Origin of the sequence: Mycolicibacterium monacense, assembly GCF_010731575.1 — a bacterium.
Taxonomy (GTDB): Bacteria; Actinomycetota; Actinomycetes; order Mycobacteriales; family Mycobacteriaceae; genus Mycobacterium; species Mycobacterium monacense.
In genome coordinates, this window is the sequence record NZ_AP022617.1 from 2,727,886 (window position 1) to 2,743,626 (window position 15,741).

Annotated in this window: 14 protein-coding genes; 3 read left to right on the top strand and 11 right to left on the bottom strand. The window is 70.0% G+C overall.

The window, feature by feature from the left end:
- The first annotated feature begins 9 nt into the window (after positions 1-9).
- The gene (locus G6N49_RS13075; RefSeq protein WP_064873135.1) at positions 10-1,815 is read left to right on the top strand and encodes an N-acetylglutaminylglutamine amidotransferase; all 1,806 of its coding nucleotides are present in this window, start codon (positions 10-12) and stop codon (positions 1,813-1,815) included.
- Positions 1,812-3,596, top strand: coding sequence for an N-acetylglutaminylglutamine synthetase (gene ngg / locus G6N49_RS13080; RefSeq protein WP_011559452.1), 1,785 nt, complete (start codon positions 1,812-1,814; stop codon positions 3,594-3,596). The genes G6N49_RS13075 and ngg overlap by 4 nt, the downstream gene beginning before the upstream one ends.
- Here the strand turns inward: ngg and G6N49_RS13085 are convergent, their stop codons facing one another.
- From G6N49_RS13085 to map, 4 genes are all read right to left on the bottom strand, one after another.
- On the bottom strand, positions 3,597-4,148 hold the full coding sequence (locus G6N49_RS13085) for an alpha/beta fold hydrolase (RefSeq protein WP_011559451.1): 552 nt from the start codon (positions 4,146-4,148) through the stop codon (positions 3,597-3,599). It lies immediately after the preceding gene.
- Positions 4,149-4,219: 71 nt separating this feature from the next.
- Positions 4,220-4,885 (bottom strand): hypothetical protein, encoded by a 666-nt coding sequence (locus G6N49_RS13090; RefSeq protein ID WP_083044604.1) that lies wholly within the window; start codon positions 4,883-4,885, stop codon positions 4,220-4,222.
- A 4-nt stretch (positions 4,886-4,889) separates the two neighbouring features.
- Entirely contained in the window at positions 4,890-6,377 is a 1,488-nt protein-coding gene (locus G6N49_RS13095) for a cobyric acid synthase (protein ID WP_064873139.1), read from the bottom strand.
- 70 nt (positions 6,378-6,447) lie between these two features.
- Entirely contained in the window at positions 6,448-7,305 is an 858-nt protein-coding gene (map, locus tag G6N49_RS13100) for a type I methionyl aminopeptidase (RefSeq protein ID WP_011559448.1), read from the bottom strand.
- Positions 7,306-7,387: 82 nt separating this feature from the next.
- On the opposite strand from map, the gene G6N49_RS13105 reads away from it, so the two are divergent.
- Positions 7,388-7,774: a PaaI family thioesterase gene (locus G6N49_RS13105; RefSeq protein WP_011768190.1), complete on the top strand. Its 387-nt coding sequence runs from the start codon at positions 7,388-7,390 to the stop codon at positions 7,772-7,774.
- Here G6N49_RS13105 and G6N49_RS13110 read toward each other — a convergent pair whose 3' ends face one another.
- The 7 genes from G6N49_RS13110 to dxr form a co-directional block, all read right to left on the bottom strand.
- Positions 7,775-8,404 (bottom strand): DUF1707 SHOCT-like domain-containing protein, encoded by a 630-nt coding sequence (locus G6N49_RS13110; RefSeq protein WP_011559446.1) that lies wholly within the window; start codon positions 8,402-8,404, stop codon positions 7,775-7,777. It lies immediately after the preceding gene.
- A 16-nt stretch (positions 8,405-8,420) separates the two neighbouring features.
- Positions 8,421-10,241 carry a penicillin-binding transpeptidase domain-containing protein gene (locus G6N49_RS13115; protein ID WP_011855378.1) on the bottom strand — a complete coding sequence of 607 codons (1,821 nt, stop codon included), beginning with the start codon at positions 10,239-10,241 and terminating at the stop codon, positions 8,421-8,423.
- Between the two features lie 120 nt (positions 10,242-10,361).
- Positions 10,362-11,030 carry a GNAT family N-acetyltransferase gene (locus G6N49_RS13120; RefSeq protein WP_083044605.1) on the bottom strand — a complete coding sequence of 223 codons (669 nt, stop codon included), beginning with the start codon at positions 11,028-11,030 and terminating at the stop codon, positions 10,362-10,364.
- 23 nt (positions 11,031-11,053) lie between these two features.
- Complete coding sequence (locus G6N49_RS13125; RefSeq protein WP_064873143.1) at positions 11,054-11,908, bottom strand: GNAT family N-acetyltransferase; 855 nt, start codon at positions 11,906-11,908, stop codon at positions 11,054-11,056.
- Positions 11,909-11,963: 55 nt separating this feature from the next.
- The gene (ispG, locus tag G6N49_RS13130) at positions 11,964-13,145 is read right to left on the bottom strand and encodes a flavodoxin-dependent (E)-4-hydroxy-3-methylbut-2-enyl-diphosphate synthase (RefSeq protein WP_011559442.1); all 1,182 of its coding nucleotides are present in this window, start codon (positions 13,143-13,145) and stop codon (positions 11,964-11,966) included.
- An 8-nt stretch (positions 13,146-13,153) separates the two neighbouring features.
- On the bottom strand, positions 13,154-14,368 hold the full coding sequence (locus G6N49_RS13135) for a M50 family metallopeptidase (RefSeq protein ID WP_011559441.1): 1,215 nt from the start codon (positions 14,366-14,368) through the stop codon (positions 13,154-13,156).
- The gene (dxr, locus tag G6N49_RS13140) at positions 14,365-15,543 is read right to left on the bottom strand and encodes a 1-deoxy-D-xylulose-5-phosphate reductoisomerase (protein ID WP_064916725.1); all 1,179 of its coding nucleotides are present in this window, start codon (positions 15,541-15,543) and stop codon (positions 14,365-14,367) included. Before dxr ends, G6N49_RS13135 begins: the two co-directional genes overlap by 4 nt.
- Between the last annotated feature and the right edge of the window lie 198 nt (positions 15,544-15,741).

Genomic DNA, 15,741 nt, shown 5'->3' on the forward strand with positions numbered 1-15,741 from the left:
GTCTAAGCGATGTGTGGAGCCACCGGCGAGGTACGCCTCGACGGCCGAACCCCTGACCTAGCCGCCGTCTCGGCGATGGCCGAGACGTTGTCACCGCGCGGCCCGGACGGCGCAGGCGCCTGGTCGCAGGGCCGGGTCGCGCTGGGACACCGCCGCCTCAAGATCATCGACCTGTCCGAGGCGGGCGCGCAGCCCATGGTCGACTCCGACCTCGGCCTGGCCATCGCGTGGAACGGCTGCATCTACAACTATCAGCAGCTGCGTGACGAACTTCGCGGCCACGGCTACAGCTTCTTCTCCACCAGCGACACCGAGGTGCTGCTCAAGGCCTACCACCACTGGGGCGACCGGTTCGTCGACCGCCTCTACGGGATGTTCGCGTTCGCGATCGTCGAACGCGACAGCGGACGGGTTCTGCTCGGCCGCGACCGGCTGGGCATCAAACCGCTCTACATCTCCGAGGACGCCCACCGGATCCGCTTCGCCTCGTCGTTGCCCGCCCTGGTCGCCGGCGGCGGCGTGGACACCCGCATCGATCCGGTCGCGCTGCACCACTACCTGTCCTTCCACTCCGTCGTGCCGCCACCGCTGACGATCCTGCGCGGTGTGAAGAAGGTGCCGCCGGCGTCGCTGGTCGCCATCGAACCCGACGGCAGGCGCACCACCACGACGTACTGGACCCCGGACTTCACCCGGCACGCCGATCGCGCCGACTGGTCCGAACAGGACTGGGAGGACGCGGTGCTCACCGCGCTGCGGCGCGCCGTCGAGCGCCGGCTGGTCTCCGACGTGCCGGTGGGGTGTCTGCTGTCGGGCGGCGTCGACTCGAGCTTGATCGTGGGCCTGCTCGCCGAGGCCGGTCAGACCGGGCTGCAGACCTTCTCGATCGGCTTCGAATCGGTCAACGGCGTGGCCGGTGACGAGTTCAAGTACTCCGACATCGTCGCGCAGCGGTTCGGCACCGACCACCACCAGATCCGCATCGACACGGCGCGGATGCTGCCCGCCCTCGACGGTGCGATCGGCGCGATGAGCGAGCCGATGGTCAGCCACGACTGCGTGGCCTTCTACCTGCTCAGCCAGGAGGTGGCCAAGTACGTCAAGGTGGTGCAGTCGGGTCAGGGCGCCGACGAGGTGTTCGCCGGCTACCACTGGTATCCGCCGATGGCCGAACCCGGCGCCGCATCGGTCGAGGGTTCGGTGGCCAGCTACCGGGCGGCGTTCTTCGACCGCGACCCGGCGGCCCTCGGCGGGCTCGTCACGCCCCCGTACTTCGCCGACGGCGATCCCAGCGGCCGGTTCGTCACCGAGCACTTCGCCCGCGAGGGCGCCGCCACCGGGGTGGACCGGGCGCTGCGCCTCGACACCATGGTCATGCTCGTCGACGACCCGGTGAAACGCGTGGACAACATGACGATGGCCTGGGGTCTGGAGGGCCGCGTGCCGTTCCTCGACCACGAACTGGTTGAACTGGCCGCCACCTGTCCCCCCGAGTACAAGACCGCCCAGGGCGGTAAGGGCGTGCTCAAGGAGGCCGCGCGCCGGGTGATCCCGGCCGAGGTCATCGACCGGCCCAAGGGGTACTTCCCGGTTCCCGCGCTCACCCACCTCGAGGGTCCGTACCTCGACATGGTCCGCGACGCCCTGTCGGCGCCGGCCGCCAAGGAACGCGACCTGTTCCGGCCCGAGGCCGTCGACCGGCTGCTGGCCGATCCGAACGGCCGGCTCACCCCGCTGCGCGGCAACGAACTGTGGCAGATGGCGCTGCTGGAGCTGTGGCTGCAGCGACACGGGATCACCGGACCGGCCGCATGACCGACCTCGGATCGCACCTCGATCCCGACAGCGACCACACCGAGGCCATCACCCTCGGCCTGCACGACGCGTCGCCACAGCATCTGGTGGACCGGATGGCCGACGACGTCGTCCTCGAATTGGGTTGGGGCCGACTGATATTCGGTCAGACGTTCGCCGACCCCGAGAAGCTGGCGAAGGTGCTGCAACACGAGGGCCCCGGACGGCGGGACATCTGCATCTACGCCCGCGAGTCGCACGTGCTGGTGGCCCGCTCACCCTCGGAACTGTTCATCGACCCCAGCCACACCTACCGGTTGCGTTTCACCGAGGGTGAGGAGACGCCGGACCCGACCCCGACGGGGTTCACGGTCCGGTCGCTGCGCGAACCGTCCGATGCGGATGCGATGAACCGGGTGTACGTGCAGTGCGGGATGGTGCCCGCCCCGACCGACGTCATCTGGGAGAACCACAACCAGGTCGACGCGGTCGACTACCTGGTCGCGGTCCGCGACGACGACGGCAGCGTCGTCGGCACGGTCACCGGGGTGGACCACAAGCTGTTGTTCGACGACCCCGAAGACGGATCGAGCCTGTGGACGCTGGCCGTCGACCCGACGTCGAGCCTGCCGGGAGTGGGCGCCGCGCTCACCCGCGCGCTGGCCCGGTTGTTCCGCGGACGCGGGCGTTCGTACATGGATCTGTCGGTGGCCCACAACAACACCGCGGCGATCGCGCTGTACGAGAAGCTCGGCTTCCAGCGCGTCCCGGTGCTGGCGGTCAAGCGCAAGAACGCGATCAACGAACCGCTGTTCACCCACTCCCCCGAGACCGTCGACGACCTCAACCCGTATGCGCGGATCATCGCCGACGAGGCGATCCGCCGCGGCATCTGGGTGGAGGTGCTCGACGCGGGCGCCGGGGAGATGCGGCTGAGCCACGGCGGACGCAGCGTCATCACCCGGGAGTCGTTGTCGGAGTTCACCTCCGCGGTGGCGATGGCGCGGTGCGACGACAAGCGCCAGACCCGGCGGATCGTCTCGGAGGCCGGGATCACGGTCCCGAAGGGCCGGCTGGCGACGTTCGACGAGAAGGATCACGAATTCCTCGCCGAGGTGGGTGACGTCGTGGTCAAACCGACGCGCGGCGAACAGGGCAAGGGCATCACCGTCGGCGTCGAGGGCCCCGAGGAACTCGACGCGGCGCTGGCCCGCGCACGTGAGCAGCACCCCGAGGTGTTGATCGAACAGCGCGCACCGGGCGACGACCTGCGCCTGGTGGTCATCGACGGCAAGGTGGTCGCGGGGGCGCTGCGGATGCCGGCCGAGATCGTGGGCACCGGTAAGCACACCATCCGCGAGTTGATCGAGACCCAGAGCCGGCGTCGGGCGGCCGCGACCGGCGGCGAGTCGCAGATCCCCATGGACAAGGTCACCGAGGGCACCGTCAAGGAGGCGGGCTGGTCACTCGACGACGTCCTGCCCGAAGGGGAACGCCTGCGGGTCCGCCGGACGGCCAACCTCCATCAGGGCGGCACCATCCACGATGTGACCGCGGAGGTGAACCCGGAGCTGTGCCGGGTTGCGGTGGCCGCCGCGGAGGCGATCGGCATACCCGTCACGGGGATCGACCTGTTGGTGCCCGATGTCACCGGTGTCGACTACGTGTTCATCGAAGCCAACGAACGCCCGGGGCTGGCGAATCACGAACCACAGCCCACCGCAGCGGCTTTCGTGGACTTCCTGTTCCCCATGCAACCCGGTCTTCCGCAGGCGTGGACTCCGGAGGAGACACCCGCCTAGTCACCAGGTGCTGGTGCGCATCACGATCTCGGCGGCGAGCTGTGCCGTGGAGTCGGCGGCGTTGCGCCGGCCGAGGAGGTCGACGAGGCGGTATTCGCCGTAGACGAAACGCTGGCTGGCCTTGGCCACCGAACGTGACGCCGGTGTGCTGACCAGCGCCGTGGTGTTCATCTCGACCGGAGGGCAGTGCTCGTCGCGGACGACACCGGCCGGGTCCGGCACGCGCGGATGACCCCGGTCGATCACCACCAGCCCGATGAACCGGTCGAGGCGGGTGGCGGCCAGCTCCCAGGCCAGTTCGCCACCGTGCCGGTCCCCCACCAGCAACGCCCACCGGACATCGAGGGCGTCGAGGATGCCGACGACGGCCTTACCCGTGAGGCGCGGATCGGCTCCGATCACCACGGTGCGCAGCGACGCGGTGTGCAGCCGCTGGCAGATCCCGTCGTATGCCGCAGGCGAGTGCTGGGCCGCGCCGAGCAACACCACCGCCGAACCCTTCTCCGGGCCTGCCACGTCCACCGGAACGGGGAACCCGTCGACGGTGACCATGGAGGAGAGCACTCGGCCACGCTACCGGGTGCGCGGACCCGGCGGGCGGGATTCTTCGTGTTGCGCCGGTCTCACCCGGCGGCGATGCGGTCGGCCTGGCGGGTGGCGACGTCCAGGAATGTCTGGGGCAGCGTGCCGTTGGCCGGGATCTCAGGATTCGGTGTGGGAAAGGCGATTCCGAACACCGCCATCGTGCCGACGTTCTCGAAGCCGAAGTAGACGCTGCTGTCGACACCGGCGAGTGTCATCGTCTGCCGGTAGACCAGCGCATCGGGGCGCGCGCTGTCGATGCGGGTGGTGGTCATCGGGATGCCCGCGTCCGTCGGATCGAAGAAGGTCTCGAATTCCGCGCACCGCTCGGCGGTCGCGGCGAGGGCGTCCATGTCGAGCCGCCACGTGAGCACGGTCATCACCACCCGCGCGCCGTCGTAGGCGGCCACGTACTTCGCGGCGCTGCCCGGGCCGCGCTGCGCACCGCGCTCGATCACCCGCGTCAGCCCGTCGGAGCACCCCTGGGGGCGGGAGAGCATCGGCGGCGGTCCGCCGGCCGTGCCCCCCGGTCCGGGTTCGTCGACGATGCGGTCGTACTGCACGCCGGGCGGGAAATCCGCCTCGGTCAGGATCACCGTCTCCAGCCGGGCGCCGGGCCAGGTCGGGTTGCCGGTCACGGTGGTGGCGCAGCCGGTGAGCGCTCCGAGCAGCAGCAGCGCCCACGGCACCGCACGCCACCCGGTCATGCCCTCAGGTTATCCCGGTGGAGATGGTCGGGCGCGGTGGTGGTCCGGCGTCGACGAGGCCCAGGGCGGCGTCGAGGTCCAGGTGGTTCTGCAACAGGTCGGCCATGACGTCGAGTTGGGCGTCGCGACGCGCGGACACGTCGATGTCGTCGGCCACGACGAAACCGGACCGGCCGGCCGCGGCCGCGGCATCGGCGAGCCAGGCCCGCCGGAAGCCGTCGTTGTCGAACAGGCCGTGCCAGTGGGTGCCGTACACCGCGTCGCGCCGCACACCGATCCCGGCCCAGTCGTCGGCGGCGCAGCGGGTGACCTGGCCGTGGTGGATCTCGTAGCCCTGCAGCGGTGTCGTCCAGTGCCGCAACGTCTTCTCGGCGGCGAATGCGATGTCGGCGTCGAGCAGACCGAGGCCGTCCACCCGCCCGGCCCGCGATTCGACCGCATCGTCGATGTGACGGCAGAGCATCTGGAATCCGCCGCAGATCCCCAGCAGCGGCCGGCCCGCGCCGGCGTGCGCGGCGATCGGCTCCGCCAATCCGGCGGTGCGCAACCACTGCAGGTCGGCGACGGTGGCCTTGGTGCCCGGCAGCACCACGACGTCCGCGTCGGCCACGTCGGCCGGATCGGTCACCCAGCGCACCGTCACCCCGGGTTCGCACGCCAGGGCCTCGATGTCGGTCGAGTTGGAGATCCGCGGCAGCCGCACCGCCGCCACCCGGAGACCGTCGGCGCCGCGCGGCGGCGTCGGGCGCCCGATGGTGCGGCCCGCGACGACGGACACCGAATCCTCGGTGTCCATCCAGAGTTCGTCGCTGTACGGGATCACACCGTAGGTCGGGCGGCCCGTCAGATCGTGCAGTTGGTCGAGGCCGGGGGCGAGCAGTGTCGGATCCCCGCGGAACTTGTTGACCACGAATCCGGCGATCAGAGCCTGATCGTCGGGATGCAGCACCGCGACGGTGCCGAAGAGGTGGGCCAGCACCCCGCCGCGGTCGATGTCCCCGACCACGATGACCGGTAGGTGGGCGCGCCGGGCCAGCCCCATGTTGGCCAGGTCGGTGCGGCGCAGGTTGATCTCCGCGGGCGAACCCGCACCCTCGCACAGCACGACGTCGAATTCCGCTCTCAGAGAGGCGAGTTCGTCTGCGACCACATCGGCGAGCCGGTCGCGGTGGGTGATGTAGTCCGTGGCGCTGACGGTACCGGTCACGCGCCCGCGCACGACGAGTTGCGAGGTGCGGTCACTGCCGGGTTTGAGCAGCACCGGGTTGAACCGCACGCTCGGGTCGAGCCCCGCGGCGCGCGCCTGCATGGCCTGCGCGCGGCCGATCTCGCCACCGTCGACGGTGACCGCCGAATTGTTCGACATGTTCTGCGCCTTGAACGGCGCGACGCGGACCCCCTTGCGGGCCAGCAGCCGGCACAGCCCGGCCACCACCATGGACTTGCCTGCGTCGGATGTGGTGCCTGCGACGAGCAGCGCCCCGCCGGTCATCGCGCCGAGTGTGAACTCAGTGCGAGAATCCGGCCGGAAATTCGCAGTGGCTTCACACTCGCGGACGGTCTCACAGCTGGGTCAGGATCTCGGCGCCCGTGTCGGTGACCACCAGGGTGTGCTCGAACTGAGCGGTCCACTTGCGGTCCTTGGTGGCGACGGTCCAGCCGTCGTCCCAGATCTCGTAGTCGAGGCCGCCGAGGTTGATCATCGGTTCGATGGTGAACGTCATCCCGGGTTCGATCACGGTCTCGACGCTGGGCTGGTCGTAATGCAGCACCACCAGACCGTTGTGGAACGTCGTGCCGATGCCGTGTCCGGTGAAGTCGCGAACCACGTTGTAGCCGAACCGGTTCGCGTAGGCCTCGATGACCCGGCCGACCACCGACAGCGCACGGCCGGGTTTGACGGCCTTGATCGCCCGCATGGTCGCCTCGTGGGTGCGCTCGACGAGCAGACGGTGTTCCTCGGAGACGTCGCCGGCGAGGAACGTGGCGTTGGTGTCACCGTGCACACCGTCGATGTAGGCGGTGACGTCGATGTTGACGATGTCACCGTCCTCGATGACGGTCGAGTCGGGGATGCCGTGGCAGATGACCTCGTTGAGCGACGTGCAGCAGGACTTGGGGAAACCCTTGTAGCCCAGGGTCGACGGGTATGCGCCGTGGTCGACCATGTACTCGTGGGCGATGCGGTCCAGTTCGTCGGTGGTGACGCCGGGTGCGACGGCCTTACCCGCCTCCGCGAGCGCGCCGGCGGCGATGCGCCCGGCGACGCGCATCTTCTCGATCACCTCGGGCGTCTGCACCCACGGTTCGCTGCCCTCGGCGACGGTCGGCCGCCACGCGTATTCGGGGCGCGCGATCGACTTGGGCACCGGCAGCGTGGGAGACAGCTCGCCGGGGCGGAGGGCGGTGCGCACAGACATGGGACCCAGGATAGCCAGGAGAACGTCACTCTCCGCGGACGAGAATGCTAACTTCTCAGCCATGCTCAGCGAGTCGACCCCGATGAGAACCACCCCGGACCACCTGCTCGGTCAGTTGGGCATCCACGACGTGCTCGAGTCCGACGACCGGTTCGTCCTCGAGATGGAGAACCGGCCCGACCTCGCCAACACCCGCGGCGCCCTGCAGGGCGGGCTGGTGGCCACCCTCATCGACATCGCGGCGGGCCGACTGGCCGAGCGGCACGTCGGACCCGGGCAGAGCGTGACGACGGCGGATATGACGGTGCACTTCCTCGCACCCGTCGTCGTGGGCCCCGCGCGCGCCGAGGCGACCATCGTGCGGGCGGGCAAGCGCATGATCGTCACCGCCGTCGACGTCACCGACGTGGGACGGGACCGCCTCGCGGCCCGCTCCACGCTGAGTTTCGCGGTACTCGACCCCCGGTAGTCAGCCGCGTTCGCCGAGGAACCGCGGCCGCCGCAACCATCCGGTCTGCGGGCCGCGGATGTCGACCGAACCCCACACCACCTTGCCGGTGAGCACCACGTGTGGCCGGCCCTCCGCGGGGACGTCCCGACGGTGGTCGGTCGCGCTGCCGACGATCACCTCGACGTCGTCGATCGAGGCGCTGGCGCCGTCGGGCAGCCGCAGATCGAGCCCACCGAATTTGAGGTCGAGTTCGATGACGACGATCGGGCCTGCGAACCGCGCCCGGGTCAGGTCGAGGTCGATGGACCCCATCCGGCGGTGCAGCGCCAACCGCGTCGGCACGATCCACTCGCCGTGGCGCTTGAGTGATCCGAACACCCCGCGCAGTTCGACGCGGTCGGTCGCCGACGTGACGATCGCACCCGGCCCCGGCAGGTCGGTCACCAGGGCGTCGAGGTCGGAGCGCAGCCGTGCCTGGGAGACCAGCGCCGAGCGTTCCTCGAACTCCTCGATGTCGATCAGGCCGAGCGCGACGGCGTTGTGCAGACGCCTGAGCGTGCCGTTGCGGTCGGCGTCCGAGATGCGCATCGGCATCGGCTCGGGGCGGGCCTCACCGTCGTGGGCCGGATTGTGGGCCGGGGTCGTCATAGCCCCTCCAGGCTACTCAGGCCAGGTAGTCGGCGGGCAGTCCGTCGAGCATGCCCCGCAGCATCTGCACCGCGTACTCGGAACTGCCGCCGCCCACGATGAGCGCGGCGAAGGCGAGGTCTCCGCGGTACCCGGCGAACCAGGAATGGGAGCCGCCTGCGAATTCGGCCTCACCGGTCTTCCCGCGCACGTCCCCCGCGCCGGCCAGATCCTTGGCGGTGCCGTTGGTCACCACCAAGCGCATCATCGGGCGCAGGGCCTCGACGACCTCCGGGCGGACGGGTTCGTGCGCTCCGGTGACGACGGTGTCGCGGCCCTCGATCAGCCGGGGCACCGGGGTCTGGCCGGCGGCGACCGTCGCGGCCACGAGCGCCATCCCGAACGGGCTGACCACGACCTTGCCCTGACCGAACCCGTCCTCGGTGCGCTCCGCGAGGTTGACCGTGGGCGGCACCGATCCCGAGACCGTGGGGATGCCCTCGACCCGGTAGTCGGGCCCGATGCCGTACTGGGCGGCCGCGGTGGTCAGGCCCCGCGGCGGCATCCGGCTGGCCAATTCGGCGAAGGTGGTGTTGCACGAGCTGGCGAACGCCCGTGACAACGGCACGGTGCCGAGGTCGAAGCCGCCGTAGTTGGGCACCGTGCGGTGACCGATGTCCATGTGTCCCGGGCAGCCGAGCATCGTGTTCGGGGTGGCCATATCGCGTTCGATCGCGGCGGCCGCGGTGACGATCTTGAACGTCGACCCGGGCGGATACAGACCCATGGTGGCCAGCGGGCCCTCGGCGTCGGCGGCGGAGTTCTGCGCGACGGCCAGGATCTCGCCGGTCGAGGCCTTGATGGCGACGATCATCGCCTGCTTGCCGGTGAAGTTCACCGCATTCTGCGCGGCGGTCTGCACGGCCCGGTCGAGACTGATGGTCACCGACGGCGCGGGGTCGCCGGGGACCTCGTTGAGGACGTCGACGTCGACCCCGTTCTGGTTGACGGTGACCACCCGCCAGCCGGAGCGGCCGTCGAGTTCGTCGGCGACCTCCTTCTTGACCTCGTTGATGATGGCCGGCGCGAACTCCTCGTCGGTGGGCAGCATGTCGGGCTGCGGTGTGATCACCACACCCGGGCGCGGGCCCAGAACGCCGGCCACCCGGTCGTGGTCGGCCTGGTTCAGCATGATCAGGCTCATCGGCTCGGCCATCGACGACGCCTGTTCGGCCAGGCGCTGGGCGTCGATGGTCGGGTTGAAGGGGCGCAGGACGTCGGCGACCACGCGGGCGGTCGCCATCAGCTCCGCGCCGGCGGCCTTGGCGTCGAGCGCGAGGTGGTAGCGGTACCCGGGCACCAGCACGTCGCTGCCCCCCCGCTCGTTGACCGAGGCCCGCGGCGGCGGGTCGGCGCGCAGCGCGAACGACTGGTTCTCACCCAGTCGCGGGTGCAGACCTGTTGTGGCCCAACGCACTTCCCAACGACCCTCGTCGCGCACCATGTTGAGTTGACCGTCGTAGGTCCAGGTCCGCTCCTTGGGCAGGTGCCAGGTGTAGCGGTAGGTGATGCTGCCGGTGTCCTCGGAGTACTTCGACCCGAGGATCTGCGCGTCGAGGTGGGTGGCCTGCAGACCCGCCCATGCCTCGTTGAGCGCGGCGCGCGCCTCGGCGGGGCGGTCGGCGAGTTCGGCGGCCGCCGCGGTGTCGCCCGTGGAGAGCGCGGCGAAGAATTCCTCGGCCGCGGGTTCCGGGCCGTTGGGTTTGGGGGTGCAGCCACTGAGGGCGAGGCCGCCGAGAACCGTGGCCACCGTGAGCAGACAGGTGACCCGTGTTGCTGCTGAGGTTTTAGTTGCCATTGAGGCTGATGTTAGGGATGGGGCGAACGCTTTCCACGGAGGCGCACCGGCCCTCATGTGATTTCGGCGTGCGGAGTCGCGCTGGGCGCGACCCGGCACGCCGAAATCACCCGGTCCGGCTCAGGCCCCGGCGGCGGGGGCCCGCACGACGAGGGGCACCGCGGGGAAGTAGGCGGCCATCTCCGAACGCGAGGCCCGTAGCGTCGCGGTGCCGTACCCGCGCTTGCGGTGCTCCGGGTGGATCCAGATCCGCACGTTGACCTCACCACCGGACAGTTCCCCGAACACCATGCCGATCTTGTCGGCGCCGACGGTGGCGACCAGCCAGACCGCCTCCTCCGCGTTCACCCGGCCGACGGCCGCGCTGATCTCGTCGTCCAGCGCGCCGGCCGGCGCACCTGAACCGTCCCCGGCGGCGCGCACGTCCGCCGTGCGCGCAGCGAAGACATCGCGGTCCTCCGCGGCCGAGAACGGCCGCAGCACAACACGTTCGACCGGCCGAGACGACTGCTCACCCATCGTGAAGCTGAGCTGGTTGTTGAGGTCCTCGAGTTCGGCCGCGATGCGACGCCGCGAGACCTTGGTCAGCCGGTCGAAGGACAGCCGCAGCACCGCTTCACCGCCGGCGGCCGAAGTTCCGAGCAGCGCGGCGACCGCCTCGATCGCGGCGTCGTAGTCCTCGGAGGCGACGATCACGTCGAGGACCTCGTGGCGGCGTTCCAGCGCCCGCATCAACGCATCGGCGATCTCCCGGCGGTCGATGCGGCGGTCGTGGTCGGCGTAGGTCATGGCCGCCAGCGTAACCGCCGCCGTCAGTCGAGCAGCACGGTGGCGAACGTGCCCACCTGCCGGAAGCCGATGCGCGCGTAAGTCGCCCGGGCCACCGTGTTGTAGCTGTTGACGTAGAGGCTGGCGATCCGTCCGCCCCGAACGACCGCGGCCGCCAGCGCCGCGGTACCCGCGGTGCCCAGGCCGTGACCGCGCCGGTCCGGATGGACCCACACACCCTGGATCTGGCCGACGGCGGGCGACTGCGAGCCGACCTCCGCCTTGAACACCACCTCACCGCGTTCGAACCGGGCCCACGCCCGGCCGGCCGCGATGAGCCCGGCGACCCGGCGCCGATAGCCACGGCCACCGTCACCCGCCCGGGGGTCGATCCCGACCTCACCGATGAACATGTCGATGGCCGCCACCAGGTAGGCGTCGAGTTCCTCGATCCGCACCGGGCGCACCGCCGGGTCGACGAGGCTCTGCGGCGAGGTGTCCAGTGCCATCAGCGGTTGGTGGTCGCGCACGTCGCGGGCGGGCCCCCAGGCCCGTTCCAGCCGCTGCCACATGGGCATCACGAGTTCGGCTCGCCCCACCAGCGACGAACAGCGCCGCGCACTGCTGGTGGCCTTCTCGGCGAACGCGTGCATGTCGGCGGGTTCACCGCGCAGCGGGATGAGGTTCGCCCCGGCGTAGCAGAGGGAGTCGGTGGCGCGCCTGCGGGTCCACAGCTCACCGCCGATCGCGCTGGGTTCCACCCCGTGATCGGCGACCCGGGACGCGACCATGCAGGCGCCGACCGGATCGTCGTCGAGCACGCGCTGAACCGCTGCGACGTCGCGCACCACCGAGACTCGACGGTCGTCGGCGAGGCGGAAGAGCGGCGGAGCCGACATCGCGCAACTGCTTTCTGCTGGACCGAGGCGGTGACACCACTCACCGCGTCGTTGTTCAGCTTACGGTCACAACCGGCGAACCGCTGGGACTTCCCTCGGGGCTGTCACCGGCGGCGCCGATCTCCTCCGCGATGCGCATGGCCTCCTCGATCAGCGTCTCGACGATCTGCGCCTCGGGCACGGTCTTGATGACCTCACCCTTGACGAAGATCTGACCCTTGCCGTTGCCGGAGGCCACCCCGAGATCGGCTTCGCGGGCTTCGCCGGGACCGTTGACGACACAGCCCATGACGGCGACGCGCAACGGGACGTCCATGCCCTCGAGGCCGGCGGTGACCTCGTTGGCGAGGGTGTACACGTCGACCTGGGCGCGTCCGCACGACGGGCAGGACACGATCTCCAGACCGCGCGGGCGCAGGTTGAGCGATTCGAGGATCTGGTTGCCGACCTTGACCTCCTCGGCCGGCGGCGCGGACAGCGAGACCCGGATGGTGTCGCCGATGCCCTTGGAGAGCAACGCGCCGAAGGCGACCGCGGACTTGATCGTCCCCTGGAACGCCGGGCCGGCCTCGGTGACACCGAGGTGAAGCGGGTAGTCGCTGCGGGCGGCCAGCAACTCGTAGGCCGCGACCATCACGACGGGGTCGTTGTGCTTGACGCTGATCTTGATGTCGCCGAAGCCGTGCTCCTCGAACAGCGAGGCCTCCCACAGCGCCGACTCGACGAGCGCCTCGGGCGTGGCCTTGCCGTACTTCTGCAGGAATCGCTTGTCCAGCGATCCGGCGTTGACGCCGATGCGGATCGGGATGCCGGCGTCACCGGCGGCCTTGGCCACCTCCTTGACCCGACCGTCGAACTCCTTGATGTTGCCGGGGTTGACGCGCACCGCCGCACATCCGGCGTCGATCGCGGCGAAGATGTACTTCGGCTGGAAGTGGATGTCGGCGATCACCGGGATCTTCGACTTCTTGGCGATGATCGGCAGCGCGTCGGCGTCCTCCTGCCGCGGGCACGCCACCCGGACGATGTCGCAGCCCGACGCGGTGAGTTCGGCGATCTGCTGCAGGGTCGAGTTGATGTCGTGGGTCTTGGTGGTGCACATGGACTGGACCGAGATCGGATGATCGCTGCCCACGCCGACGTCGCGCACCATCAGCTGACGGGTCTTGCGCCGCGGTGCCAGCACCGGCGGGGGTGCGGGCGGCATACCAAGCCCGATGGCGGGGCCGGAAGTCATGAGGTCTCCTATTGGAACAACCTGATCGGGTTGACCAGGTCAGCGGTCACGGTCAGCAGCATGTAGCCGACCACCACCACCAACACTACGTAGGTGGCGGGCATGAGCTTGAGGTAGTTCACCGGCGCCGCGGCCACCATGCCGCGGGCCGACCGGATCATGTTGCGGATCTTCTCGAACACGGCGATCGCGATGTGTCCACCGTCGAACGGCAGCAGCGGCACCAGGTTCACCGCGCCGAGGACGAAGTTGAGCTGGGCCAGGAAGAACCAGAAGGCCACCCACAGCCCCGCGTCGACGGTGTCGCCGCCGATGATGCTGGCGCCCACGACGCTGATCGGCGTCTCGGGATCACGCTCACCACCGCCGATGGAGTCCACCAGCGCGCCCACCTTGGTGGGGATCTTGGCCAGCGACTTACCCAGTTCGACGGCGAGGTCGCCGGTGAACGCGAACGTGGCGGGCACCGCCGAGAGCGCGTTGTGCTGGGTCGGCCCGAACTGCGCGGCGGCGATGCCGATCGCGCCGACGGTGGTCGGTTGGTCGCCCTCGCCGGTGAAGCGCTGGGTCTGGGTGACGTCGACCACCTTGGTGAGTTCCTGGCCGTCCCGCTCGATGACGATCGGTGTCGGGCCGGAGGACTTCTGCAGGGTCACCCGAGCCTCGTCGAACGTCGCGACGTCGGTGTCGCCGACCTTGACGATCACGTCGCCGGCCTGGATACCGGCCTGCGCCGCCGGGCCGGGCCCGGTGCACTCGCCGATCTGGTCCTTGCTGAGCTGCGGTGCGACACAGCCGGTCTGGCCGACGATCGCGGCGGTCGGGGGGTTCAGGTTCGGCAGGCCCCAGATCACCGCGATGGCGTAGACGAGGACCAGGCCGATGACGAAGTTCATCCCCGGTCCGGCGAACAGCACGGCGACGCGCTTCCACACCTTCTGCCGGTACATGGCGTACGGGCGGTCCTCCGGGGCGAGTTCCTCGACCGACGTCATACCCGCGATATCGCAGAACCCGCCGAGCGGTACGGCCTTGACGCCGTACTCGGTGCTGCCGAGGCGGTTGGGGCGGTGAGTCGACCACAGGGTGGGCCCGAACCCGACGAAGTACCGGCGCACCTTCATCCCGGTGGCCCGCGCGACCCACATGTGGCCGCATTCGTGCAGGGCTACCGACACCAGGATGGCCAGTGCGAAGAGCACGATGCCGAGAGCAAACATCATCTGGTGACTAACCCTTTACTCGGAGGTGTGGCGGCCTGCTCGACGGCACGCCCGGCGCGATCCCGAGCCCAGCGCTGCGCGTCGAGGACCTCTTCCACGGTAGCTGGTTCGGCGGCCCACTGGTCGGCAGCGCGCAGGACCTCGGCCACGCTCTCGACGATCTGCGGGAACCGGATGCGGCCGTCGAGGAACGCCGCGGCCGCCTCCTCGTTGGCGGCGTTGTAGACCGCGGTCAGGCTGCCGCCGCGCCTTCCGGCCTCCCTGGCCAGGCGCACCGCCGGGAACACGTCGTCGTCGAGAGGCAGGAACTCCCAGGTCGACGCGGTGGTGAAGTCGCAGGCGAGCGCCGCGCCCGGGATCCGGTCGGGCCAGCCGAGGGCCAGCGCGATCGGCAGCTTCATATCCGGCGGGCTGGCCTGGGCCAGCGTCGACCCGTCGGTGAAGGTGGCCATCGAGTGCACGATCGACTGCGGGTGCACGACGACCTCGATGCGGTCGTAGTCGATGCCGAACAGCAGGTGCGTCTCGATGAGCTCGAGCCCCTTGTTGACCAGGGTCGCCGAGTTCAGCGTGTTCATCGGCCCCATCGACCAGGTCGGGTGTTTGCCCGCCTGCTCAGGGGTGACCGACTGCAGATCCTCGGCCGACCAGCCGAGGAACGGGCCGCCGGACGCGGTGAGTACGAGCTTGGCGACTTCGTCGGCGCTGCCGCCCCGCAGGCACTGGGCCATGGCCGAGTGTTCGGAGTCCACCGGCACGATCTGGCCCGGCGCGGCGGCCCGCAGCACCAGCGGTCCGCCCGCGACCAGGGATTCCTTGTTGGCCAGCGCCAGCCGGGCACCGGTCGCCAGGGCGGCCAGCGTCGGCTCCAGCCCGAGCGCGCCCACCAGGGCGTTGAGCACCACGTCGGCCTGCGTGTTCTCGACCAGGCGGGTCACCGCATCGGGCCCGCTGTAGGTCACGTCACCGATCTTCTCGGCGGCCGCGGGGTCGGTGACGGCGATCGCGTGCACCCCGGTCGCAGCGCGCTGACGGGCCAGCAGTTCGGGGTTCGCCCCGCCGGCGGCCAGGCCGACCACCTCGAAGCGGTCGGGGTTCGCGGCGATCACGTCCAGCGCCTGGGTGCCGATCGATCCGGTACTGCCCAGGATCAGCACCCGAAGTCTTGTGCCCACCGGCCCATTGTGCCGCCTGCAGCGCCGTCGGCCCTAGTTCTCCCGGTACCTCGAGGGGCGGGGCGGATGTGACGTGAATCTGACGCATCGCCCCAACGCCCATCCGGATGCGGGTCACGGCCGAATCACCCGCGTCAGACGTCGAGGCGGCCCACCGCTTCGAATACGGCGGCACAAGGCCGCACCGGATGAAGGAGA